Source organism: Lentzea sp. NPDC036949, from assembly GCF_055608075.1.
Genome location: NZ_JBVJRA010000002.1, coordinates 1 through 22,424 on the forward strand (window position 1 = coordinate 1; position 22,424 = coordinate 22,424).

24 protein-coding genes are annotated in these 22,424 nt (G+C 72.9%); 13 read left to right on the top strand and 11 right to left on the bottom strand.

Annotated elements, in window-relative coordinates; translation table 11 throughout:
• Positions 1-91: 91 nt before the first annotated feature.
• Complete coding sequence (locus tag ACZ7CD_RS06055) at positions 92-1,228, bottom strand: PucR family transcriptional regulator (protein ID WP_470368982.1); 1,137 nt, start codon at positions 1,226-1,228, stop codon at positions 92-94.
• Positions 1,229-1,314: 86 nt separating this feature from the next.
• Here ACZ7CD_RS06055 and ACZ7CD_RS06060 point away from each other — a divergent pair, with 86 nt between their 5' ends.
• Both ACZ7CD_RS06060 and ACZ7CD_RS06065 read left to right on the top strand, forming a co-directional pair.
• The gene (locus tag ACZ7CD_RS06060) at positions 1,315-2,370 is read left to right on the top strand and encodes a ferredoxin reductase (protein ID WP_360384455.1); all 1,056 of its coding nucleotides are present in this window, start codon (positions 1,315-1,317) and stop codon (positions 2,368-2,370) included.
• A 77-nt stretch (positions 2,371-2,447) separates the two neighbouring features.
• Positions 2,448-3,566 (top strand): fatty acid desaturase family protein, encoded by a 1,119-nt coding sequence (locus ACZ7CD_RS06065; RefSeq protein WP_360384453.1) that lies wholly within the window; start codon positions 2,448-2,450, stop codon positions 3,564-3,566.
• 95 nt (positions 3,567-3,661) lie between these two features.
• Here ACZ7CD_RS06065 and ACZ7CD_RS06070 read toward each other — a convergent pair whose 3' ends face one another.
• Together ACZ7CD_RS06070 and ACZ7CD_RS06075 are read right to left on the bottom strand one after the other, a co-directional pair.
• A complete protein-coding gene (locus tag ACZ7CD_RS06070; protein WP_470368983.1) occupies positions 3,662-4,432 on the bottom strand; it encodes a crotonase/enoyl-CoA hydratase family protein in 771 nt (256 codons plus the stop codon).
• A 10-nt stretch (positions 4,433-4,442) separates the two neighbouring features.
• Positions 4,443-5,900, bottom strand: coding sequence for an FAD-binding oxidoreductase (locus ACZ7CD_RS06075; protein WP_470378403.1), 1,458 nt, complete (start codon positions 5,898-5,900; stop codon positions 4,443-4,445).
• A gap of 85 nt (positions 5,901-5,985) precedes the next feature.
• Here ACZ7CD_RS06075 and ACZ7CD_RS06080 point away from each other — a divergent pair, with 85 nt between their 5' ends.
• Genes ACZ7CD_RS06080 through ACZ7CD_RS06090 form a run of 3 tightly spaced genes read left to right on the top strand, consistent with a single transcriptional unit; the run spans position 5,986 to position 7,572 of the window.
• Positions 5,986-6,585, top strand: coding sequence for a sulfite oxidase-like oxidoreductase (locus tag ACZ7CD_RS06080; RefSeq protein WP_360384447.1), 600 nt, complete (start codon positions 5,986-5,988; stop codon positions 6,583-6,585).
• Positions 6,555-7,292: a ferredoxin reductase gene (locus tag ACZ7CD_RS06085; protein WP_470376399.1), complete on the top strand. Its 738-nt coding sequence runs from the start codon at positions 6,555-6,557 to the stop codon at positions 7,290-7,292. The genes ACZ7CD_RS06080 and ACZ7CD_RS06085 overlap by 31 nt, the downstream gene beginning before the upstream one ends.
• A gap of 13 nt (positions 7,293-7,305) precedes the next feature.
• Positions 7,306-7,572: a DUF6510 family protein gene (locus ACZ7CD_RS06090; RefSeq protein WP_360384443.1), complete on the top strand. Its 267-nt coding sequence runs from the start codon at positions 7,306-7,308 to the stop codon at positions 7,570-7,572.
• A 104-nt stretch (positions 7,573-7,676) separates the two neighbouring features.
• Here ACZ7CD_RS06090 and ACZ7CD_RS06095 read toward each other — a convergent pair whose 3' ends face one another.
• From ACZ7CD_RS06095 to ACZ7CD_RS06105, 3 genes are read right to left on the bottom strand one after another with little or no spacing between them, the layout of a single operon-like run.
• Positions 7,677-8,933, bottom strand: coding sequence for an MFS transporter (locus ACZ7CD_RS06095; protein ID WP_470378404.1), 1,257 nt, complete (start codon positions 8,931-8,933; stop codon positions 7,677-7,679).
• Positions 8,930-9,277: a VOC family protein gene (locus ACZ7CD_RS06100; RefSeq protein ID WP_470378405.1), complete on the bottom strand. Its 348-nt coding sequence runs from the start codon at positions 9,275-9,277 to the stop codon at positions 8,930-8,932. Before ACZ7CD_RS06100 ends, ACZ7CD_RS06095 begins: the two co-directional genes overlap by 4 nt.
• Positions 9,274-9,432: a ribbon-helix-helix domain-containing protein gene (locus tag ACZ7CD_RS06105; RefSeq protein WP_470378406.1), complete on the bottom strand. Its 159-nt coding sequence runs from the start codon at positions 9,430-9,432 to the stop codon at positions 9,274-9,276. Before ACZ7CD_RS06105 ends, ACZ7CD_RS06100 begins: the two co-directional genes overlap by 4 nt.
• Positions 9,433-9,668: 236 nt before the next feature.
• Here ACZ7CD_RS06105 and ACZ7CD_RS06110 point away from each other — a divergent pair, with 236 nt between their 5' ends.
• The 6 genes from ACZ7CD_RS06110 (at position 9,669) to ACZ7CD_RS06135 (ending at position 15,053) form a co-directional block, all read left to right on the top strand.
• The gene (locus ACZ7CD_RS06110; protein WP_458432643.1) at positions 9,669-10,706 is read left to right on the top strand and encodes a glycosyltransferase; all 1,038 of its coding nucleotides are present in this window, start codon (positions 9,669-9,671) and stop codon (positions 10,704-10,706) included.
• Between the two features lie 211 nt (positions 10,707-10,917).
• On the top strand, positions 10,918-11,244 hold the full coding sequence (locus tag ACZ7CD_RS06115; protein WP_360384433.1) for a lycopene cyclase domain-containing protein: 327 nt from the start codon (positions 10,918-10,920) through the stop codon (positions 11,242-11,244).
• Entirely contained in the window at positions 11,237-11,554 is a 318-nt protein-coding gene (locus ACZ7CD_RS06120) for a lycopene cyclase domain-containing protein (protein WP_360384431.1), read from the top strand. The genes ACZ7CD_RS06115 and ACZ7CD_RS06120 overlap by 8 nt, the downstream gene beginning before the upstream one ends.
• Positions 11,541-12,230 carry a class I SAM-dependent methyltransferase gene (locus ACZ7CD_RS06125; protein ID WP_470378407.1) on the top strand — a complete coding sequence of 230 codons (690 nt, stop codon included), beginning with the start codon at positions 11,541-11,543 and terminating at the stop codon, positions 12,228-12,230. Before ACZ7CD_RS06120 ends, ACZ7CD_RS06125 begins: the two co-directional genes overlap by 14 nt.
• Positions 12,227-13,750 (top strand): FAD-dependent oxidoreductase, encoded by a 1,524-nt coding sequence (locus tag ACZ7CD_RS06130; protein WP_470378408.1) that lies wholly within the window; start codon positions 12,227-12,229, stop codon positions 13,748-13,750. Before ACZ7CD_RS06125 ends, ACZ7CD_RS06130 begins: the two co-directional genes overlap by 4 nt.
• A 91-nt stretch (positions 13,751-13,841) precedes the next feature.
• Complete coding sequence (locus tag ACZ7CD_RS06135) at positions 13,842-15,053, top strand: NAD(P)/FAD-dependent oxidoreductase (RefSeq protein WP_360384425.1); 1,212 nt, start codon at positions 13,842-13,844, stop codon at positions 15,051-15,053.
• A 378-nt stretch (positions 15,054-15,431) separates the two neighbouring features.
• Here the strand turns inward: ACZ7CD_RS06135 and ACZ7CD_RS06140 are convergent, their stop codons facing one another.
• The 4 genes from ACZ7CD_RS06140 to ACZ7CD_RS06155 form a co-directional block, all read right to left on the bottom strand.
• Positions 15,432-16,298, bottom strand: a complete 867-nt coding sequence (locus tag ACZ7CD_RS06140) for a MerR family transcriptional regulator (protein ID WP_360384423.1) — start codon at positions 16,296-16,298, stop codon at positions 15,432-15,434.
• Entirely contained in the window at positions 16,295-16,582 is a 288-nt protein-coding gene (locus ACZ7CD_RS06145; RefSeq protein ID WP_360384421.1) for a WhiB family transcriptional regulator, read from the bottom strand. Before ACZ7CD_RS06145 ends, ACZ7CD_RS06140 begins: the two co-directional genes overlap by 4 nt.
• Positions 16,583-16,663: 81 nt before the next feature.
• Positions 16,664-17,626: a DUF5914 domain-containing protein gene (locus tag ACZ7CD_RS06150; RefSeq protein ID WP_360384419.1), complete on the bottom strand. Its 963-nt coding sequence runs from the start codon at positions 17,624-17,626 to the stop codon at positions 16,664-16,666.
• Positions 17,627-17,639: 13 nt separating this feature from the next.
• Complete coding sequence (locus ACZ7CD_RS06155; RefSeq protein ID WP_360384417.1) at positions 17,640-18,566, bottom strand: phytoene/squalene synthase family protein; 927 nt, start codon at positions 18,564-18,566, stop codon at positions 17,640-17,642.
• 120 nt (positions 18,567-18,686) lie between these two features.
• On the opposite strand from ACZ7CD_RS06155, the gene ACZ7CD_RS06160 reads away from it, so the two are divergent.
• Both ACZ7CD_RS06160 and crtI read left to right on the top strand, forming a co-directional pair.
• Positions 18,687-19,751 carry a polyprenyl synthetase family protein gene (locus ACZ7CD_RS06160; RefSeq protein ID WP_470368993.1) on the top strand — a complete coding sequence of 355 codons (1,065 nt, stop codon included), beginning with the start codon at positions 18,687-18,689 and terminating at the stop codon, positions 19,749-19,751.
• Positions 19,752-19,761: 10 nt separating this feature from the next.
• On the top strand, positions 19,762-21,222 hold the full coding sequence (gene crtI / locus ACZ7CD_RS06165) for a phytoene desaturase family protein (protein ID WP_360384980.1): 1,461 nt from the start codon (positions 19,762-19,764) through the stop codon (positions 21,220-21,222).
• Here the strand turns inward: crtI and ACZ7CD_RS06170 are convergent.
• Positions 21,204-22,424: an MFS transporter gene (locus ACZ7CD_RS06170; RefSeq protein ID WP_470378409.1), complete on the bottom strand. Its 1,221-nt coding sequence runs from the start codon at positions 22,422-22,424 to the stop codon at positions 21,204-21,206. The two genes, crtI and ACZ7CD_RS06170, sit on opposite strands and share 19 nt — an antisense overlap.

Genomic DNA, 22,424 nt, shown 5'->3' on the forward strand with positions numbered 1-22,424 from the left:
CCGTCACCAGCACAAACAAGCAGAAATCCAGCCGCAGCAAGAAGACCAAGTCCAGCAACCCGCGACCACGCCGAACAGGTTAAAACTCAAGCTAGTGCTCCAGGCCGAGGGCCAGCGTCAGCTCCAGCACCCGCTGCGGTGACCCGAGGTCCGGGAACAGGTCCCGCAGCTGCTGCATCCGGTACCGCACCGTCTGCGGGTGCACGAACAACGCCGTCGCCACCTCTTCCCGCCGCCCCTGGTGCAGCAGCCACGCCCGCAACGTCTCCTCCAGCCGGCGCGCCGAGTTCTCCGGCAGCGCATGCAAGGGGGCCAACGCGCGTGCGCGCAGGTCGGCGTACGCGTCGGCATCGGCGGTCAGCACCAGTTCAACCAAGTGCTGCTCGGTGTCACGGATGTCCGCCGACACCGCACGCGCGCGCAACGCCCGTGCGTACGAGGCTGACGCACGCACCCAAGGTCGCGCGGGACCGACAACGGCACTGCGGTCGGTCAGCTGGCGCAACAGATGCGCGCGGTCGGCGTCGGGCACCAGCAGGACGCCGGTCGCGTCCGGCAGGTCGTCCAGCACCAGCGTGCCGGGGTCGAGCGCGCGGAACGCCGGGCGGGCCTGCGCGGCGGGCAGCAGCACCACGGTCACCGTCGTGGGCGGTGGCCAGCCGGCCCTGTTCGCCGAGGCCAGCAGCGCCTCGGCGCCCGCGCCGGTCAGCAGGTCGCGGGCGAGCTGCTCCAGGTGCCGCTCGTGGGCCATGCCGCGTGCGGCCAGCTCGTCGGCGTGACCGGCGGCCGACGCGGCGGACAGCTCGTCGATGTAGGCGAAGGTCAGCTCCGCGAACTTCGCCACCTCCTCGGCGGGCAGACCGGCCGCCACGGCGCCTTCGGCGAGCCCGCGCCAGGCCACGCGCGCACCGACGCGGTAGGCGCTGAGCAGGGCGTCCATCGAACGGCCGTCGCGGACCTCGCCGCGGCCGAGCTCGTAGGCGGCGTCGCTCGCGTCCCCACCGGTGGCCACGCCACCCGCGAGGTCCAGGTAATGTCCGAGCGCCGTGCGCACCGCACGCCGTATCGTGCCGCCCATCCGGCCCGACAGGGCACCGGCGTAGCTCGGCACCTCGTCGATGATGGCCTGCACCACCTCGTCGGCCGTGGTCTTCAGGGCCGCCCGCAGCGCGGTGACCGTCGTCTCGTCCAGGGCCAATTCGGTGGCCCGCCGCATTGCCTGAGTCACGATTTGTTCCCTGCGAACAATCTGGTCGAGCAAATTCACGTCCTGCGGACAGGACTTTACGCCCTGTGGCGCATCAAGCTGGAGTCATGACGAGTGCCGCCCTACGCAGCAGGGCGTGGAAACTGCTTGAGCTGGTCACGACGCCACTGCTGCCGTCCGACTACCTCGACCTGGTGAGCCCGCTGCGCGCGGGCGCTGACCTGCGTGGTCGCATCGAGGCCGTCCACCCCGAGACGGGGGACGCCGCGACCATCGTGATCAGGCCGGGCAGAGGCTGGCGCGGTCACGTCGCCGGCCAGTACATCCGCGTCGGTGTCGACGTCGACGGCGTGCGCCTGTGGCGCGCGTACTCGGTGACGTCACCGACGAACCGCGCCGACGGCCGCATCACGATCACCGTCAAGGCCATCCCGGACGGCAAGGTGAGCAACCACCTGGTCCGCAAGGCCAAGCCGGGCATGGTGATCCACCTCGACCAGGCCACCGGCGAGTTCGTGCTGCCCGCCGCGAAGCCCGCCAAGGTCCTCTACCTCACCGCCGGCAGCGGCATCACGCCCGCGATGGGCATGCTGCGCGACACCCGGCTCGACGACGTGGTGATGATCCACTCCGCGCCACGCGAAGAGGACGTCATCTTCCGCAACGACCTGCACGACCTCGTCGCCGACAAGGCGCTGCGGCTGCTGGAGCTGCACACCGACACCCACGGCATGCTCGACGTCGCCCGGCTCGAGGACCTCGTGCCCGACTGGGCCGAGCGCGAGACCTGGGCCTGCGGTCCCGCGGGCCTGCTCGACGCCGCCGAGGCGCACTGGGCCCGGCACGGCATCCCCGAGCGCCTGCACACCGAGCGGTTCCGCCCGACCGTCGTCGTCGCCGGCGAGGGTGGCGAGGTCACGTTCGGCACCACGGGCAAGACCGTCGAGGCCGACGGCGCCACCCCGCTGCTGGACGTCGGCGAGAGCGCCGGCGTGCTGATGCCCTCCGGGTGCCGCATGGGCATCTGCTTCGGCTGCGTCACGCCGCTCAAGTCCGGTGCCGTCCGCGACCTGCGCACCGGCGAGATCACCGAGGCAGAGCCGGGCGTGCTCGTGCAGACCTGCGTGTCCGCTGCCGCGGGTCCGTGCGAGCTCGAACGCTGACCCGCACCCCACCACAGACATCCTTCCCCCGCGAAGCGGCCCACCTCCAGCCGCCGAACCCCTCGAAAGCGAGCTCCATGACCGCCATCGACCCCACCGCCCACCTCACCGACGAGCAGATCGAGGAGCTCGGCCGCGAGCTCGACGCCATCCGCGACGAGGTGATCGCGAGCCGCGGTGAGAAGGACGCCGCCTACATCCGCAAGGTGATCTCGGTGCAGCGCAAGCTGGAGCTGACCAGCCGCGGCATCCTGCTGTTCTCGATCTTCCCGCCCGCGTGGCTCATCGGCACCGCCGGCCTGTCCGTGGCGAAGATCCTGGAGAACATGGAGATCGGTCACAACGTCCTGCACGGGCAGTGGGACTGGATGCGCGACCCGAAGATCCACTCCACCACCTGGGAGTGGGACCACGTCTCGCCGGCCGACCAGTGGAAGCACTCGCACAACGAGCTGCACCACACGTACACCAACGTGATCGGCAAGGACAACGACCTCGGCTACGGCATCATGCGCGTCGACGAGGACCAGAAGTGGCACCCGATGCACCTGGGCCAGCCGCTGTGGAACTTCATCAACGCCTGCTTCTTCGAGTACGGCATCGCCGCCTACGACCTGGAGCTCGGCAAGAACCTGCACAAGCGCCGCCGCAACAACCCCGAGTTCCGCGCCCGCGCCAAGGCGGTCGGCCGCAAGATCCGCAAGCAGGTGCTCAAGGACTACGTGATCCACCCGCTGCTGTCGGGCCCGTCGTTCCTCACCACGCTCGCCGCGACGTTCACCGCGAACCTGGTCCGCAACCTGTGGTCGCACTCGGTGATCATGTGCGGTCACTTCCCCGAGGGCGTGCAGGTCTTCGAGCGCCGCTCGATCAGGGGCGAGACCCGCGGCCAGTGGTACCTGCGCCAGATGATGGGCTCGGCGAACATCAGCGGCAGCAAGGCCATGCACATCATGACCGGCAACCTGTCGCACCAGATCGAGCACCACCTGTTCCCGGACCTGCCGAGCAACCGGTACGCCGAGGTCGCGGTCAAGGTGAAGGCCCTGTTCGAGAAGTACGAGCTGGACTACGTCAGCGGACCGCTGCCCAAGCAGGTGTTCTCCGCGTGGCACAAGGTCTTCCGGCTCTCGCTGCCGAACAAGAAGGTCAAGCAGACGACGAAGAAGTCCGAGAAGGAACTGGTCGCCGCCTGAGCACCTGGCCAAAAGCTTTGTCCGCCACCTCGTTGCTGCTCAGGCGTCTGCAAGTACGACTTGGGGCGTCAAAGGCACGACAGCTGGCAACCTGCTCAGAAGGTGCCGTGTCTTCCGGCGCCGTCCGTGAACCGGGCGGCGCCGGCTGCACCCTCACGGGCCACGACCGGCACACCGGCCGCGCCTTCCGCGCGCAACGCCTCCGCGAGCGGCAGGTCGAGCCCCGCGTAGGTGGACGCCCGGTCCGCGAGCACGCACTCGAACGGGAACCCGGCGATCTGCTCGGCCAGCTCCAGCGCCGCCGCGACCGCCTGACCGGGTTCGACGACCCGGTTGGCCAGTCCCATCGCGAGCGCCTCGTCGGCGGCGACCGGGCGGCCGGTGAGGATCAGGTCCAGCGCCCGGCCCAGGCCGACGACCCTGGGCAGCCGGACCGTGCCGCCGTCGATCAGCGGCACGCCCCAGCGCCGGCAGAACACCCCGAACACCGCGTCGCTCTCCACGACCCGCAGGTCCGCGAGCAGCGCCAGCTCCAGCCCGCCCGCCACGGCGTGCCCGCTGACGGCCGCGATCAGCGGCTTGCTCAGCCGCAACCGGGTCGGCCCCATCGGACCGCCACCGCCGCCCGCGGGGTCGAGCTCGTTGCGCCGCGCGGGATCGCCGACCGACGTCAGGTCCGCGCCCGCGCAGAACGTGCCGCCCGCACCGGCCAGCACCGCCACCCGTTGCGCGGGGTCGGCCTCGAACGCCCGGAACGCCTCCAACAGCTGCGCGGCCATCGGGCCGTCGACCGCGTTGCGCCGGTCCGGGCGGTCCAGCCAGATCAGCGTGGTGGTGCCGGACACCTCGACGCGGACGTCCTCCACGAACCCTCCCTCAGCGCGGAACGGACTGGGCGAAGGCGAACACCCCGTCCGGGTCGTACCTGCGCGCGACGTCCCGCAACCGGGCCAGGTTGTCGCCGTAGTACGCCTTGGCCCATCGTGGCAGCTGCGGGTCGATGTAGTTGACGTAACCGGAGTCGCCGACCAGCTCGCCGAGCCCGTCGCGCACCTGGCCCATCGCCTGCGCGGTCGCGGTGGCGTCGGCCGGCGGTGTCTTGAAGTAGACCTGCGCGCAGGCCAGCGCGGTGCGGTGGGGGAACGCGGTGGCGGCCGGCGCGACATCGGACACCGCGCCTCCCAGGCCGTCGAAGATCAGGTACGACTCGCTGGACTGGCCGTTCATCAGCGCCACGGCCCGCGCGGGGTCGCTGATCGGCTTCTGCACGATCCGCGACGACGCCACGAACGACTCGTGCTGGATCCCGGTGCCCGCGAAGTACTGCGTGGCCTCGGGGTAGCTCTGCGGCTGGACGAACCGGGACGCGGGCGCGGGCAGCGCCGCCAGCAGCGAGGTCAGCTCGCCGGGGGTGCCGACGAAGCAGCCGCCGACCCGGCAGGTCGGCTCGGCGGCGCCGCGCACCACGACGTTGGACCACAGCTCGTTCGGCGCCTGCGCGATCCAGCCCTGCCACGCGCCGAGCACGTCGGCGACACCGGCGTTGTACTGCAACGAGAAGACGGTGACCTGCGGCGCGGGCACCGTGCCGAACACGAGCTCGGTGACGATCGCGAAGTTCCCGCCGCCACCGCCGCGCAACGCCCAGAACAGGTCGGGCTCCTGCTCGGCCGAGGCGGTGACGACCCGGCCGTCGGCGGTGACCGCCGTGGCCGAGACCAGGTGGTCGCAGGTCAGGCCGTACTTGCGGGTGAGGACGCCGATGCCGCCGCCGAGCGTGAGACCGGCGACGCCGACGGTCGGGCACGTGCCGGTGGGCAGGCACCGGCCGGACGCGGCGAGCACCCGCGCCACCTCGCCGAGCTGGGCGCCGGCCCCGACGCGGACCCGGTCACCGGGCAGCACCTCCACCGCGGCGAGCTCGCGCAGGTCGACCTGCAGCCCGTCCTCCGGCGAGGAGTAACCCGCGTAGCTGTGGCCACCGCCGCGGGCGGCGATCGGCACCCGCCGCCGGGCCGCCTCGACGCACGCCCGCACGTCGTCGGCCGACGCACAGCGCGCGACGGCGGCGGGGGTGCGCTGGTTCCACACCGGGTTGAAACCCTGGTAGGTGAACCCCTCCTGGTCGGGCAGCAGCAGCTGACCGGACAGCCGCGCCCGCAGCGCCGCCCAGTCCGGCGGTCCACTCGGAACGGACGAACTGGACGGTGCGGCCGCCGCTGGCGTCGGGGTCGAGGTCGGCGTCGGGGGAGGGGCGCCGGTGCAGGCGGCCAGCGCGGTGGCGGCGCCCGTCAGCCCGGCGGCCAAGAGGAAGCTGCGTCGATCGACTGCCACGCGGCCATCGTGGCACGACGTGATCATCACGGCATGTCGTGATCACCCGTGGCGTTCGGCGAGCGGGTGTCGTCTACTTGTGCCCATGGCAATCGTCTCTCCTGGCTTCTCCGGGCGGCGCCGGTCCTCCGACGTGCAGCTCCCGCCAGGGCAGTACCTGGCAGAGGACTTCCCGGTCCTCACCGCGGGCCCGACGCCGCGGGTGCCGACCGACCGGTGGGAGCTGACCATCAGCACCGAGGCCGGGCACAGGCACGTCTGGTCGTGGCAGCAGCTGATGGAGCTGCCGGCCGAGAAGATCACGACGGACATCCACTGCGTCACCAAGTGGTCGAAGCTCGGCACGCGGTGGAAGGGCGTCTCGCTCGACGTGCTGCTGGAGGAGGTCGAGACGGCGGCGGACTTCGCGCTCGTCCAGTCCTACGGCGGCTACACGACGAACCTGCCGCTGGAGGACCTGCTCGACGGGCAGGCCTGGATCGCCTACCGCTACGACGGCGACGAGATCACGCCCGAGCACGGCGGTCCGGCCCGGTTGCTGGTGCCGCACCTGTACTTCTGGAAGTCGGCGAAGTGGGTCCGCGGGATCCAGTTGCTGCTGGAGGACGAACCGGGGTTCTGGGAAACCGCCGGTTATCACGACTACGGAGATCCATGGCGCGAACAGCGGTATCAGGGCGACTGACCTGGCGGGTGGCCTCGGTCGCCGAGAACAGGGCCATCACCGCGAGCGCGCGCAGCCTCGTGCTCGACGTGCCGGACTGGCCGGGTCACCTGGCCGGCCAGCACGTCGACGTGCGGCTGACCGCCGAGGACGGCTACTCGGTGCAGCGCAGCTACTCCATCGCCTCCGCACCCGACGGCGACCGGGTCGAGCTGGCCGTGCAGCGGGTGGCCGACGGCGAGGTCTCGCCGTACCTGTGCGACGTGCTCTCCCCAGGCGACCAGGTGGAGCTGCGCGGCCCGGTGGGCGGCTGGTTCGTCTGGCGCGCGACCGATCCGGCACCGGTGCTGCTCGTCGCGGGCGGCTCCGGCATCGCGCCGCTGATGGCGATGGTCCGCGCGCGGGCCGAGCAGGGCAGCCGCGTGCCGTTCCGGCTGGTGTACTCGGTGCGCACGCCCGAGGACGTGTACTTCGCCGACGAGCTGCGCCGGCGTGCCCGCGAGGACGCCGGTCTGGACGTGCACCTCGTGCACACGCGACGGGCCCCGGACGGCGCGTCGGAACCGAAGCGGATCGGCGTGGCCACGTTGAACACGCACGGCTGGCCACCGGACTTCACCCCGAACTGCTTCGTGTGCGGGCCCACCGGTTTCGTCGAGACGGTGGCCGACATCCTGGTGGCACTGGGCCACGACCCCCGACGTGTGCGCACCGAGCGCTTCGGCTGACAGGAGACCACCGATGAGCGACGACCACGTCGACGGCAACGCGCTCGCGGGCGACCTGCGGGAGATCTTCGCCGTGGACCTGACCGCGGCGACCGGCCGGTGCGCCGGCTGCGGCCACCGGGGCTCGGTGGCGGCGCTGCGGGTCTACCGCAACGCGCCGGGCCTGGTGGCGCGCTGCCCCGAGTGCGAGGAGGTCGTGCTGCGGCTGGTGCGCGGGCCGGACCGGGCGTGGCTGGACCTGCGCGGCACGGTGAGCCTGGAGATCCCGCTGGGCTCGTGACCCGCGGCTTCGGCCGGGGCCTGCGGCCGGCCTGTGACTGCGGCTTCGGCCGTGACCCGTGGCTCAGCCCGGAGGTGCCCCGGCCTTGTCGCGGGACGCGTGGCTTAGGCGCGTGACCGGTTCGCGACGACCGCGGCGAGGCCGAGGAACGCCGCGAACATGCCGTACGCGAGCACGAGGTCGCCGGCCGACACGAGGGCACCGCCGACGGCACGGCCGAGCAGACCGCCGAACGCCTCGGCGGTGATCACCGCGGTGGCCAGCTCGGTCGCGCCGAACCGCGCACCGGTCGTGCACCGCAGGTACAGGCCGGGGTAGGCCAGGCCGACCCCGGCGCCACCCAGCGTCCACGCCACCACAGCCGTGGTGAAGACCGGTGCTCCCACCGCGAGCACGCCCACCCCCGCGGCGGTGAGCGCGAGGCCGAGTGCCGGGGGTGGCTCCCGCCCGGCGCGGCGCAGCCGGGGCACGGTCAGGCTGGTCAACGCCCACGCCAGCGGAGCCGCGCTGAGGACCACGGCCGCGCGCGCCATCGTCGAGCCGTAGCCGTCGGTCAGCAGGACGGTGACCAGGCTGTCCGCGCCGAAGTAGCCGACCGCGAACAACGTCATCGCCACCAGCGCCGCCGGTGCGCCCCGGCGTGCGCGCAGCGTGCCCGCGGGCATGATCGACGCGACACCGGCCAGGGCGACCGCGATGCCGGCGGCCCCGAGCCACCACCGGTCGCCGAACACGACCACGCCCACCCCGAGCGGGACGAGCAGGGTGCGCCACAGCGGCCGGTCCGCGCCGCGGTCGACCGGGCCGGACGCCGCCCGCAGGACCAGCACCCGCCCGGCGACCACGACCGGTACCGGCGCGAGCAACGTCCACCGCCACCCGACCAGGTGCTCCAGCGCGAGGGTGGCCGCCGGCCCGGCGAGCGCGGGCAGGACCCACATCGCCGACGACGCCGCGATCACCCGCACCCGCCACTGGTCGTCGAGGTGCTGGATGGCGGCGCTGATGCCGAACACCGCCAGCAGCCCGCTCGCGCACCCGGCGACGAACTGCCCCGCCGCGAACACCCAGGCCGACATCGCGGTCGCCGCCGTCGCGGTGCCGGCGAGGTAGGCGAGCACGCCGATGGCGAGCGTGCCGCGCGCGCCCGTCAGGCCGAGGACGCGGGTGGCCAGCGGCAGCGCCACGAACAGGCCCAGCGTGGCACCCGAGATCAGCAGCTCCACCGAGGTGCGCGCGTCGAGGTCGCGCACGACCGCCGGCAGCAGCGTGGAGGACACGAAGGTCGCCACGGCGGCCGCGAACTCCAGCGAGACGATGCCGATGGCCAGCGTCAGCGCAGGCGTCCGCGGCGTCGTCACGTGCAGAGCTCGCGGTCCAGCGCGTTGACCTGCACCCACACCCCGTCCGGATCGCGCACCCGCAGCGACCGCCCGTGGCTCTCGTCCAGCACCGGCCCCGGCGCGAACCCCGCCAGCCGCAGCCGCCGCGCCACGTCCTCCAGCGGCTCGTCGGTCTCGAACGTCAGCTCGCACGTTCCCGCCGCGACGTCCTTCGCGTCGTGCAGCGCGACCATCCCGGAGGCGGCCGGCAGCTCGACCCAGGCGCCCGGCCGGGACTCCGCACCCGGTCGCAGGCCCAGTGCCAGGTAGAAGCGCCGTGCCGCGGCGACGTCCGCCGTGTAGCGGATGGGCACCACTCTCATCCCCGTCCTCCCTCGTCCAGCTGGCGCAGGTAGCTCTCCAGCGCCTGCTCCACGAACGCCGACAGCGACACGTCCGCGTCGACCGAGGCGTGCTTGACCCGTCTCACCAGTGCGGCGGGGAGGTAGATGTTGAACTGCTGCTTCTCTCCGGCCATGGCTACTATGCTAGCAAACTAGCTCCTCCGGTGTCACTCGTCGCCTCTTTCTGTCCACATTGGACCGTCTTAACGCGACACATCCTCTGCGGCTGAAGAAGAAGACCTGGGGGTCCGTCACAGGTTTGGGATCGGCGATCTGCGGGCAACCGCGCTTTGCGCTAGGTTCGAAATCGGGTTCAGCATGCAGCCCTTTGCGTACGGTCTATTCCGTTCGGAAAGGATGGCTTCACGCCATGAGGATTGCGATGCTCACCGTCCAGGACGCGCCTGGCTGGCGCGAGGTGCACGTCACCGGGTTGTCCGGGGCGTTGACCGCGCTGGGGCACGACGTGACCGTCCACCACCAGCCGCCCGACCTGCCGGAGACCCAGCTGGGCCGGTACGTCGACGAGCTGCGGTCCGAATGGGAGAGCGCACGGCCCGAGGTCGTGCACGCGCACTTCTGGCGCCCTGGTCTGGCGGCCGTGCTGGCCGCACAACCCTCCGGTGTGCCCGTCGTCCAGTCCTTCCACGGCCTCGGCGGCGGTCGCGATCAGCGCGCCGGAGTCGAACGGCTGGTGGGCAGGGAGGCGGCGCTGGTCGTCGCTACCTGCGAGCAGGAGATGCTCGACCTGGCCGCCGCGGGAATTCCACGCCGGCGGATCGCGCTCGCGTCCCGCGGTGTCGACGTCGGCCTGTTCGAGTCGCACGGCACCACCGCGGAACGATCGGAGCTGCAGCGGATCGTCACCGTCGCGGACCCGCTGGCGGACAACGGGCTGACCGACCTGGTCACGGCGTTGCCGCGGCTGCCGCGGGTCGAGCTGGTGATCGCGGGTGCGCTGTCGGCAGGGGAGGCCGACCGGGTGCGGCGGTGGGCGCACCGGCTGGGAGTCGAGAAGCGGGTACAGCTGGCCGGGCCGGTCGGCCGCGCGGAGCTGCCCGCGTTGTTGCGGTCGGCGGACGTCGTGGCGTGCGTGCCGGCGCAGGCGACGTGGGACGCGCTGCCGTTGGAGGCGATGGCCTGCGGTGTGCCCGTGGTGGCGACCGCGGTCGGCGGGCTCACCGATGCCGTGATCGACGGCGTCACCGGCGTCCTGGTGCCACCGCACGACGTGAAGCAGCTGGTCAGAAAGCTGCGGATGGTCCTGGACGACGAGACGTTCCGCATCACCTGCGGCATCGCCGGTGTGGACCGGGTCCACGCCCGCCACACCTGGCCGGACGCCGCACGCGGCGTCGAACGGCTCTACCGGCAGCTGCTCGCCACTCCCGTGCCGAGCCGCCGCTGACCTCGCAGCGGGGGTGACCCGCCGTGCGACCCGAGGAGACCGGGCACGACGTCACCGGTGCCGCCGATGCCGTCCGGCGGGTGTTCGAGTTGTTGCCGTTCGTCGCCCACCGCGGTGAGCTGGGCCCGCGACGATCACCCTGACGAGTTGTCCCGCCCGTTGTGCAGACCTCCGACCAGCCCCATACGGTCGTCCACAGGGAGGCGGACGGATGCGAAGCCAGTACGAGTACCTCGCGGTGCTGGGGGTGTGCCTGCTGATCACCCTGCCGCTGGAGTGGATGGGCCGCGGTGTCTACCGCCGGTGGCCGGAGCTGGCCCGCGCGGTCGCTCCGGTGCTGCTCGTCCTCGCCGCCTGGGACGTCGTGGCGATCTTGCGCGGTCACTGGAGCTTCCACCCGCGGGCGACCACGGGGATCGAGCTGGCCGGGGTCCTGCCGATCGAGGAGGTGCTCTTCTTCGTCGTCATCCCGACCTGCGCGGTGCTGACCTACGAGGCGGTGCGCGGCCTGGCCGGCCGGTGGTTGCCCGATGGTTGAGGAGTACCTGCTCGCCGCGGTCGCCGCGGCGGTGCTCGTGGTGCTGCTGGAGCTGCTCGTGCTGCGGACGGGGCTGTTCGCCCTGCCGGCGTACTGGGTGACGATGGCGATCGTGCTGGGGTTCCAGGTCCCGGTGGACGGGTGGCTGACGAAGCTGGACGCACCGGTGGTGCTGTACGCGGACTGGGCGATCAGCGGGATCAGGGTGCCGTGGGACATCCCGGTGGAGGACTTCCTCTACGGCTTCGCGATGGTGACGGCGGTGCTGATGGTGTGGGAACGGGGAAGGCAGGCACGTGAACAAGCTTGAGGTGCCGGGGAAGTTCGACCGGGCGGCCCGCGGGTACGACCTGCTGGTGGGGCTGAACCCGGGCTACCACCAGGCGTTGCGCCGCTCGGCCCGCGCGCTCGGGCTGCGGCCGGGCATGCGCGTGCTCGACCTCGGCTGCGGCACGGGCGCCTCGACCGCGGCACTGGTCACCGCGGCGCCGGGCGTGGAGGTCGTCGCCGTGGACGCGTCGGCCGGGATGCTCGCGCAGGCGCGGCGGAAGCGCTGGCCGAGCACCGTGCGGTTCGTGCACAGCCGTGCCGAGGACGTCGACGAGGGCGAGTTCGACGCGGTGTTCGCCGCGTACCTGCTGCGCAACCTGCCCGACCCGGACTCCACGTTGCGGCACATCGGAAAGTTGTTGCGGCCCGGCGGCCGGCTGGTGCTGCACGAGTACTCGGTGCGCGACTCGCTGGTGAGCCGCGCGGTGTGGACGGCGCTGTGCGGCCTTGTCGTCCCGGCCGGCTGGCTGGTCACCGGCGACCGGTCGCTCTACACCTACCTGTGGCGCAGCGTGGTCGACTTCGACGGCGCCACCGCCCTGCGGGACCGGTTGCGGCGCAACGGGTACACCGGCGTGTGCAGCTCGCCGGTGCCCGGTCTGCAGCTCGGTGTCGTGCACACCTTCCTCGGTCACGCGCCGGGAGGGCAGCGGTGAGGGACCGCAGGGCCGTGCGGGTCCCGGCACCGGCCGGGCGCCCGCAGTTCGACGGCGACGCACCCGTCGTGGCCGTGGTGGGCGGCGGCATCGCGGGACTCGCCGCGTCGACGCTGCTCGCCGAACGGGGCGCGCGGGTCGTGCTGTGCGAGCGGGAGGACTACCTCGGCGGCCGCGTCGGTGGCTGGAGCACCCGGCTCGCCGACGGCAGCGCGGCCACCATGACCCGCGGCTTTCACGCGTTCTTCCGGCAGTACTACAACCTGCGGGCGCTGCTGAAGCGCGTCGACCCGGCGGGCCGCGCGCTCACCGCCCTGCCGGACTACCCGCTGCAGCACGCCTCCGGGCACCGCGACAGCTTCGCGGGGCTGCCGACGACCGTGCCGTGGAACGCGCTGGCGTTCCTGCGCAGCAGCCCCACGTTCCGCTGGCGCGATCTGCCCGGCATCAACGCACGGGCGGCGCTGTCGCTGCTGGACGTGTCGGTGCCGCGGGTCTACGAGGAGCTCGACGGCCTCGACGCCGCGACCTACCTGGAGCGCATCCGGTTCCCCCGCGCCGCGCACGCGCTGGCGTTCGAGGTGTTCTCCCGCAGCTTCTTCGCCCACCCGACCCGGATGTCGGCCGCGGAGCTCGCGGTCATGTTCCACATCTACTTCCTCGGCTCCGACGAGGGCCTTCTGTTCGACGTGGCCGCCGACCCGTTCCCGCACGGCCTGTGGGACCCGCTGGGCCGGCACCTGGCGTCGCTGGGCGCCACCCTGTGCACGGGTGCCGAGGTGCGGTCGGTGCAGCCGGGTGAGAACCGGCGGTACTCCGTGACCATCGGCGGCGGCGCGATCGAAGCGGACGCCGTGGTGCTCGCCGCCGACGTCCCCGGCCTGCGCTCGGTCGTCGAGGCGTCGCCCTCCCTCGGTGACGCGGCCTGGCGCGAACGGGTCGCCGGCCTGCGCACCGCACCGCGGTTCCTGGTCTCCCGCTACTGGCTGGACCGCCCGGTGAACGCCGACCGGCCGGGCTTCCTCGGCACCGGCGGGCACGACCTGCTCGACAACATCAGCGTGCTCGACCACTACGAGCACGAGGCACGGGCGTGGGCCGCCCGCACCGGCGGGTCGGTCGTGGAGCTGCACGGCTACGCACTTCCGTCCGACGTGGACGAAGCCGACGCCAGGAAGCGGTTGTGGGACCAGCTGACCGAGGTGTACCCGGAGACGAAGAGCGCCGTCGTGGTGGACGAACGGCACGAGCTGCGCGAGGACTGCCCGCTGTTCCCCGCAGGCGGCTACGCGCGCCGGCCGGGGGTGCGGACCCCCGACGAGTTCCTGGTCCTCGCCGGTGACCTGGTGCGGATCGACCTGCCGGTCGCGCTCATGGAACGCGCGGCCACCACCGGGTTCGCGGCGGCCAACCGGCTGCTGAGCCGGTGGGGGGTGGCCGGGACGGAGCTGTGGACGGTGCCTCGGGAAGGGCGGGTTCCGCTGCTGCGCGGTGCGGCGCGCCGGTGGAGGACGGTGTGACCGTGTCCGCTGTACCGGTACCGGCTGGAACCGCACCGACGCCCGTTGCCCGTTCTCGGCCGCCCGTCGTCCGTTCCCGTTGGAGGCCATCGTGATCGTCGTCGTGGGCGCCGGCCTGGCCGGTCTGAGCGCCGCACTGGAGCTGACCGCCGCCGGTCACGAGGTCACCGTCCTGGAGGCCGGCGACGAGGTCGGCGGGCGGGTGCGCACGGACGTCGTGGACGGTGTGCGGTTCGACCGGGGCTTCCAGATCATGCTGCCCGCCTACCCGGAGCTCGAACGGCTCGACCTCGGGCCGTTCCCGCTGCGGCACCTGCGGCCCGGTGTGTTCGTGCACGACGAGGGCCGGCACGACCTGCTCGCCGACCCGCGCAGCGGTGCGTCGGCGTTCGACGGCTTGCTGCGCCAGCACGTGCTCGGTGCGCGGGACCTCGCGGCGCTGGCCCGGTTCTCCGCACCGGACGCGTTCGGGCCCGTGCGGCCGTTGCTCGCCGCGCCGGACCGCACGACGTACGACGAGCTGCGGCGGCTCGGGGTGACCGAACGGGGGGTGGAGGCGGTGTTCCGGCCGTTCCTGTCCGGGGTGTTCCTGGAGCGGGAGCTGCGGACCTCGTCGCGGTTCTTCCACCTGGTGTGGCGCAGCTTCGCACGCGGGGGAGCAGCGGTGCCGGCGCTCGGCATGGGGGAGCTGCCCAGGGCGCTGGCGGCCCGGTTGCCCGAGGGGACCGTGCAGCTGGAGACCGCGGTGCGGGCCGTGCACGACGACCGGGTCGACCTGGCCGAGGGCGGTCGGGTCCCGGCGGACGCGGTGGTCGTGGCCACGGACGGCTCGACGGCGGCGCGGCTGCTGCCGGGGCTGGTCGAACCGCGCTGGAACGGTGTCACCACCTGGTACTTCGGCCCGCCGCGGTCGCCGTTGCGCGACGGGTGCCTGGTCGTTGACGCGAACGGCGGGCCGGTCGTGAACACGGCGGTGATGTCGGAGGTGTCGCGGCCGTACTCGCCGCGGACCCCGCTGGTGCAGGCCACCGTGCTCGGCGCAGCGTCCGAACAGGACGTCCGCCACCACCTGAACCGCCTGTACGACACCGACACCCGCGACTGGGAGGTGCTGCGCCGCTACGACATCCCGCGGGCGCTGCCGTCGATGGCCGCACCGCACCGGCTCAAGCAGTCCGTGCGGGCGGGCGAACGCCGGTACGTCTGCGGCGACCACCGCGACACCAGCTCGATCCAGGGCGCGCTGCACTCCGGCCGCAGGGCCGCGCACGCCGTGCTGGCCGACCTGCGCGGTGGCCGGTGACCGGTGAGAAGGCGCTGCTGCTGTTCGGCGACCAGCTCGGTCCGCACTGCCGTCGTGGTGGTCGGAGCTGCGGCCGGCCAGCGTGCGGGCGGTCTGCCTGCGCGCCGCGCTGAAGGGCGTGCGCGACCACGGCTGAACTTCGCCGGCGTCTGCAAGTACCACCAACTCAACATCAACAGGCACTTTTCTACTGCCAACAGCGCCGCCGGCCGTCCGCGGACCTGGAACCTGGTTCGACAGGTGGTGACCGTGTTGGTGGTAGTCAGCGACGGTTTGATCATGTGTTGGTGGTACTTGCAGACGCCTGGGCAGCAAGGAGGGGAGAGGGCGGACAAGACTTCCTAGCCCGCGTCCTGGCCGCGGTGAGAGGGACGCGGGTCAGCCGCGGACGCGGTGGAGCACCAGGTCGATGGCCTCGCTCAACGTGCCGGGCGCCCGCACGAACGACGGCAGCGCCACCTCGGCCCAGCCGGGCCCGGCGACCGCGACCAGGGCGCTCGACCGCTCGGCGAGCTTCGCGAGCGGCACCTGCCGGGCGAGGTCGGGGCGGTGCGCCCACACCAGCACGACGGCCGGGCGCAGGCGCACCACCGCGTCGTACAGCGCCTGGGCGGGTACGCGGGCGCCGAGGTTGCGCCACAGCACGTCCTCCTCGGACAGCGCGGCACCGAGGGCCTCCAGCGCCAGGCCGTGCTGTTCCTCCGGGGCGCACGAGAGCAGCGCGGCCAGCACGCCGGGGCTGCTCGCCACTGGGACGCCGCGCAGCGCGTGCAGCAGGCTGGAGCTCGCCAGGTGCTCGACCTCCACGCCCCGGCCGCGTTCGGTGACCATGTGGCCCAGTTCCACCAGGCACGGCGCGAAGACCTGCTCCCACGCGGCCACCACGCCGTGGGCGGTGAGGAGCTTGCCGGCGAGGTCGAGCATCAGCGGTTCGTCGAGGCGTTTCGCGGCCGTGATGAAACCGCGGCGTACCGACTCGGCCTCGTCGGCGCCGAGCAGGGCGCGCGGGGTGCCGCGCCGGTCAGCCGGTCCGCGTTGCGCCAGCTCGGCCGCGGCCGCGGGGGTGACGCCCTGGCCGGTCAGCGCGACCATCCGGCGCAGCACCTCGACATCGGCCTCCTCGTACCGCCGGTGGCCGCCCTCGGTGCGCCCGGAGGGGCCCAGCCCGTAGCGCTGGTCCCACGTCCTCAACGTGACAGGGGAGACACCGAGCATCGCGGCGACAGCGCGGGGTGCGTAGGTCACCGCCGGCGGGAGCGCTCGGAGAGGATCGCCCTCAGCTCGCTCTCGCCGAGGCCGCCCCAGATGCCGAACGTCTCCTGCACCTCCAACGCGTGCGACCGGCACTTCTCCATCACCGGGCAGCGCTGGCAGATCGCCTTGGCCGCGGCTTCGCGCTGGTCGCGCGCGGAGCCGCGCTCGTTGGGCGTGTGGAAGAAGTAGGCGCTGTCCATGCCGCGGCACAGGCCGGAGAGCTGCCAGTCCCACGAGTCGGTGACAGGCCTGGGCAAACGAGACAGTTCGGGCATGGCGCACGTCCTCTTCGGGGTCTGACCGTGCTGACGCCTCCTAGCCTAAATTCGATTCAAAATCGGTGCAAGTCGACTCGCTCAGTCGGGGAACCGCCCGTTTCGCCGAAGGGCGTACCGGCGTTCGGCGTAGGCCAGGTCGTCGCGCCACAACCGGGCCGCCGCCCAGCGCATCATCGGGCGCAGCGCACCGGCCACCGGCCGCGCCAGCGCGAAACCGGGCCGGTCGGAGTGCGCGATGGTCGCCTCCACGACCGCGGTGCGGCCCTCGCGGATCGGGGTCGCGTGCGTCTCGACGACGCTGCCCTCGCCCTCGCCCTCGACGATGTGCATCACCACCGTCCGCGGCTCCGGGCAGGTGAACGCCGCGACCACCGGCACCCCGACCCGGCCGGCGAGCCGGAATGTCACCTCGACGAGGAACCTGTCGTCCTCCTCGGTCGGCGTCTCGACGACCTTGAGGTTCGCGAACGAGTACGGGTGGAACCACGCGCCGTGCCACGGGTCGAGCCGGTTCGCGACCACGTCCTCCGGGTCGCAACGGCCGATCAGCGTGGCCACGGCGTCGATCGCACCGGCCGGCGGGCGCTGCGGCAGCACCGGCGCCGGCAGCGGCTCCTCGCCACCGGCCTCGTCCAGCCGCACCCACACCAGCACGCCGTCGTCGTGCGCCGGGTAGGGCGTCCACGCGCCGAACTTCTTGCCCTCCAGCGCGAGACCGTGCCAGCGGCAGATCAGCCTGCCCTCGGCCACGGCACCGTCGCACAGCGGCGCACCCAGGTGCGGGCACGACCCGGAACCCGCCATCAGCACGCCCCGCGGCCCGCGCCAGAGCACGACCTCCTGCCCGGCGATCGTGCGGCCGCAGGCCTTGCCGCGCTCGACGTCCCCGCTCGCCCCCGCGACGAACCAGTTGCCCGACGGGCGGGCGGTGGCGCGCTTGAGCGCCGCCTCGATCAGCGCGGGCTTGGCGTCCTGCCAGGTCGGGCGCTGCTCACGCCACGGCGGGCTCGAGTAGACGCGCAGTGGAATCCGGTCGCGCATGGCTTTCCCTCCATCAGGCCGCACGGGCGAACACCGCCCTGGCCAGCGCCGGGAGCGCGACGGCGAGCCGCCTGCCGTTGGACACCACGACGCGCCGGGACAGCACGTCGCAGTCCGCCTCCTCCACCAGGTCGAGGATGCGGCCGTAGAGCCGATACGCCGTCAACACACACGGGCGCGAACGCGGCGCGAGCATCGCGATACCCGGCCACGCCTCCGTGTACACCCGCTTCGCCCGCTGCACCTGGTCGCGCAACGCCGCCCGCACCTGCTCGTCGGCCTTGCCGGTCTTGCGCGCGTGCACCAGCCGCTCGCGGTCGACGCCGAACGCCGCGAGCTCGTCCGCGGGCAGGTAGACCCGGCCGCGGTCGAGGTCCTCGCCGACGTCGCGGATGAAGTTCGTCAGCTGGAACGCGACGCCGAGCGCGGCGGCGGCGGGTTCCGCCTCCGCGCGCGGCACGCTCGTGCCGAGCACCGGCAGCACCTGCAGGCCGATCACCGCGGCGGAACCGTGCACGTACGTCTTTAGATCGGAGAAGGTGGGGTAGTCGGTGGTGGTCAGGTCCATGCGCATGGACGTCATGAAGTCGCGGAAGTGGACGTGCGGGATCTCGTAGCGGTGTGCGGTGTCGAGCAGGGCGGACATCACCGGGTCAGTGGAGGCGCCGTCGCGCAGGGCGGCCTCCAGGTTCCGCTCGGCCTCGGCGAGGGCGGCCTGCTTCCGGTCGAGTCCACTGTGGAGGTCGTCGACGATGTCGTCGACCCAGCGGGCGAACCCGTACAGCGCGTGGACGGCGGGGCGTTGCTCCGGACTGAGCAACCGTGTTGCGAGGTAGTAGGTGCGGCCGTGTTCCGCGTTCAGCGCACGGCAACGCCGGTACGCCTCACGCAGGGCAGGTGTGGTGATGCCGGCGGCGTCGAGCTCCCGGTCTGCGGACATGTGCCCACGCTAGAACCGGCTGTGTCGCCGTGCACAACGACCACGCTCATCATGCGAAGCCGCTGCGGCGCTGATTAGCTCCATTCACCTGACCAGGACCGACCGCCGAGAGGGGCGACGATGTCGCTGCTGACCAGCGTGGACACCCGCATGTCGCGGGTGGACGACTTCGCCGCCCTGTTCGACGCGGCGTTGCACGAGTTCCTCGCCGACCGCCCGGACGTGGCGCCGGAGCTCGCCGGCGAGCTGCACGCGATGCTCGCCGCGGGAGGGAAGAGGATCCGGCCGCGCTTCGCCTGGGAGGGCTGGCGCGCCGCGGGGGGAGGGGAGCGGGACGCCGTCGTGCGCGCCCTGGTTTGCCTGGAGTTGCTGCAATGTTGCGCTCTGGCGCACGACGACGTGATGGACCGCTCCACGATGCGGCGCGGCCGGCCGTCGGTGCACGAGCTGTTCGCACTGCGGCACCGCCGGTCGCGCTGGGCCGGAAGTGCCCGCCAGTACGGCGACTCGGCCGCGGTGCTCGTGGGTGATCTTGCCCTCGCCTGGGCCGACGACGCGCTCGTGACCGCGGGGCTCTCCCCGGCGGCGCTGCAGCGCGCGTGGGTGCCGTGGCAGGCGATGCGCGCCGAGATGATGGCGGGCCAGCACCTCGACCTGCTCGGTGTCGCGCGCCGGGAGGAGTCGCTGGAGCAGGCGCTGCGGGTGGCGGCGCTCAAGACCGCCGCCTACACCGTCGAACGGCCGCTGCAGCTCGGTGCGGCGATCGCTGGCGCCGGTCCGGACACCGTGGCGTGCCTGCGCGAGTTCGGCCGTGACATCGGCATCGCGTTCCAGCTGCGCGACGACCTCATCGGCGTGTTCGGCGACCCGGCGGTCACCGGCAAGCCGGTGGGCGAGGACCTGCGCGAGGGCAAGCGGACGGCGTTGATGGCGATCGCGCTGTCCCGTGCCACGAACGGGTCGGCGGCGGTGCTGCGGCGCAGCCTCACCGGGCCGGTGAACGACACTTTGGTGGAACGGGTGTGCGAGCTGCTGGTCGAGCTCGGTGCCGTCGACGCGGTGGAGGAGCACATCGACGTGCTGTCGGCGAACGCGCTGATGGCGCTCGACCGGGCGGGCATCGACCCCGATGCGAAACGCGAGTTGATCAGGCTGGCCGGCAAGGCCACCGTGCGGAAGGCGTGACCGGGCAGTGGTGAACGTGGTGAAGGGCCGCACCGACCGGGTGGTCGTGGTCGGTGCCGGGCTCTCCGGGTTGTCGGCAGCGCTGCACCTGCGCGGTGCGGGGCACGAGGTGACGGTCCTGGAACGCCTGCCGCACCCCGGCGGGCTCGCGGGGCGGCTCGACGTGGACGGGCACCGGATCGACACCGGGCCGACGGTGCTGACGATGCCGGAGCTGCTCGACGACGCGTTCGCCGCCGTGGGCCAGCGGCGGGAGGACCACCTCGAACTGCTGCCGCTGCACCCGGCCTACCGGGCGTCGTTCTCCGACGGGTCGGCGCTGGACGTGCACACCGACGGCGAGCAGATGGAGCAGGCGGTCCGCGACTTCGCGGGCGGCCGCGAGGCGCAGGGTTACCGCGACCTGCGGGCGTGGCTCAAGGAGCTGTACGAGGTCGAGCGGGACAACTTCATCGGTTCGAGCTTCGACTCCCCGCTCGACCTGGTGGGGCCGGAGCTGCTGCGGCTCACCCGGCTCGGCGGCTTCGGGTCGCTCGACCGGGCGGTGGGCAAGTTCCTGCACGACGAACGGCTGAAGCGGGTCTTCACGTTCCAGGCGCTCTACGCCGGTGTCGCGCCCAAGGACGCCTTGGCCGCGTACGCCGTCATCGCCTACATGGACACCATCGCCGGCGTGTGGTTCCCGAAGGGCGGCATGCGCGCCATGCCCCAGGCGCTCGCGGACGCCGCGGCACGCGCGGGCGTGGAGTTCCACTACGGCGTCGAGGTGACGCAGCTCGACCGCACCGGTCACCGGGTGCAGGCGGTGCGCACGGCCGACGCGCGGTTCCCGTGCGACGCGGTGGTGCTCGCGACCGGCCCGGCGCAGAGCACGCGCCTGCTGCGCGGCGAACCGCGCCGGGTGGTGCCGTTGCGCTGGTCGCCGTCGGCGGTCGTGGTGCACCTGAGCGCCCGCCGCATCGCCGACGACCTCGCCCACCACACGATCTCGTTCGGCGACCGGTGGAACGAGACGTTCGACGAGATCATCCGGCGCGGCCGGCTGATGAGCGACCCGTCGCTGCTGCTGACCACCCCGTCGCTGACCGACCCGGACCTCGCACCGCAGGGGCGGCACCTGCAGTACCTGCTGGCGCCGTGCCCGAACCTCGACGCGGCGCCGATCCGCTGGGACGCGATGGCCGAGCGCTACGCCGAGGAGCTGGTCGCCGAGATGACCGCGCGCAAGCTCGTCGTGGACGCCGAACCGCTCGCCGTCATCACGCCGGACGACTGGGCCAGGGACGGCCAGGCGGCGGGCACGCCGTTCTCCGCCGCTCACACGTTCGGGCAGACCGGCCCGTTCCGGCCGAGCAACCTGCCGTTCCGCGACGGCAACGTGGTGCTCGCCGGCAGCGGCACCACGCCCGGCGTCGGCATCCCGCCGGTGCTGATCTCCGGCCGGCTCGCGGCTCAGCGGCTGTCGGCGTAGCGGAACCGGGGACTGAGGTAGAACGCCGGGGTGGTCGCGGCGAGCACGGCGAGCAGCAGCATCGCCGGGGTGAGCCCGATCGCCCCGGCGAGCGCCGTCCCGAGCACGGCACCCAGCGGCACCGTGGCGACGGTGACGGCGCCGACCAGCGAGCCCACCCGGCCGAGCAGCTCCGGCGCGGTCCGGCGTTGCCGCAGGGTCAGCAGGATGACCGCCCACGCGGTCGCGGCGGCGCCGAAGACGAACTGGTAGACCGTCAGCACCGGGAACGCCAGGCCCAGCGCCGCGGCCGGGATCAGGAAGAGCGCGGCCGCCGCGACGGCCGCGCACACCGCGCAGGCGAGACCGGCGGTCAGCCTGCGCGTCACCCACGCCGACCCGGTCGCGCCCAGCACGGCGCCGAGGCTGAACGCGGACATCGTCAGGCCGACCTCGTCCGGGCCGAGCCGCAGCTGCTGGTAGGCGTACACGAAGAACAGCGCGCCGATGCCGCTGCCCGCGAGGTTCATGGTCGCCGTGCCGAGGACCGCCCGGCGCAGCACCAGGTCGCCGCGCAGGTACCGGACGCCGTCGCGCAGCTGGTCGGCCAGGGACGGACCGTCCGCCGCGGGCGAGCGCCGGGTCAGCAGCGTCGCGGAGGTGGCTCCGACGAGCACCACCGCCGAGGCGAAGAACGTGCCGGCGGTGACGAGCAGGGCGAGCTCGGAGGCGGCCACCGCGATGATCAGGCCGCCCAGTCCGGGACCGGCGACGCGGACCAGGTTGAGCAGCCCCGACCGGGTGGCGTTCGCGCGGTCCAGCCGGTCGGGCGCCACCAGACCGGGGATCGCGGCCTCGGCGGCGGCGTCGAACACCGCGCCCGCCACACCCAGGACCGCGGCCAGCACGTACAGCACCCAGATGTCCCGCAGCCCGGACGCGACGACCAGCGCGACCACGGCCGGGGCGGCGGTGCGGACGAGGTCCATGGCCACGAGCACGGTGCGCGGCCTCAGCCGGTCGATCAGCACGCCCGCGAACGGCCCGAGCAGCGCCGCCGGCAGGAACTCGGCGACCAGCAGCAGCGTCGCCGAGCCGATGCCGGAGCCGAACGCGAGGATGGCGACGGCGGGGATCAGCACGACGGTGACCTGCGTGCCCGTCGTGCTGATGCCCTGCGCGACGAGTAGCAGCCACCAGTCGCGCTCGACCTTCCCCCGCAC

Coding starts and splice junctions, on each gene's coding strand:
- ACZ7CD_RS06110 (WP_458432643.1), top strand. CDS start 9,669: ATGAGGATTGCGATGCTCACCGTCCAGGACGCGCCTGGCTGGCGCGAG.
- ACZ7CD_RS06160 (WP_470368993.1), top strand. CDS start 18,687: ATGTCGCTGCTGACCAGCGTGGACACCCGCATGTCGCGGGTGGACGAC.
- ACZ7CD_RS06145 (WP_360384421.1), bottom strand. CDS start 16,582: ATGCCCGAACTGTCTCGTTTGCCCAGGCCTGTCACCGACTCGTGGGAC.
- ACZ7CD_RS06120 (WP_360384431.1), top strand. CDS start 11,237: ATGGTTGAGGAGTACCTGCTCGCCGCGGTCGCCGCGGCGGTGCTCGTG.
- ACZ7CD_RS06060 (WP_360384455.1), top strand. CDS start 1,315: ATGACGAGTGCCGCCCTACGCAGCAGGGCGTGGAAACTGCTTGAGCTG.
- ACZ7CD_RS06080 (WP_360384447.1), top strand. CDS start 5,986: ATGGCAATCGTCTCTCCTGGCTTCTCCGGGCGGCGCCGGTCCTCCGAC.
- ACZ7CD_RS06090 (WP_360384443.1), top strand. CDS start 7,306: ATGAGCGACGACCACGTCGACGGCAACGCGCTCGCGGGCGACCTGCGG.
- ACZ7CD_RS06100 (WP_470378405.1), bottom strand. CDS start 9,277: ATGAGAGTGGTGCCCATCCGCTACACGGCGGACGTCGCCGCGGCACGG.
- ACZ7CD_RS06115 (WP_360384433.1), top strand. CDS start 10,918: ATGCGAAGCCAGTACGAGTACCTCGCGGTGCTGGGGGTGTGCCTGCTG.
- ACZ7CD_RS06105 (WP_470378406.1), bottom strand. CDS start 9,432: ATGGCCGGAGAGAAGCAGCAGTTCAACATCTACCTCCCCGCCGCACTG.
- ACZ7CD_RS06150 (WP_360384419.1), bottom strand. CDS start 17,626: ATGCGCGACCGGATTCCACTGCGCGTCTACTCGAGCCCGCCGTGGCGT.
- ACZ7CD_RS06065 (WP_360384453.1), top strand. CDS start 2,448: ATGACCGCCATCGACCCCACCGCCCACCTCACCGACGAGCAGATCGAG.
- ACZ7CD_RS06085 (WP_470376399.1), top strand. CDS start 6,555: ATGGCGCGAACAGCGGTATCAGGGCGACTGACCTGGCGGGTGGCCTCG.
- ACZ7CD_RS06155 (WP_360384417.1), bottom strand. CDS start 18,566: ATGTCCGCAGACCGGGAGCTCGACGCCGCCGGCATCACCACACCTGCC.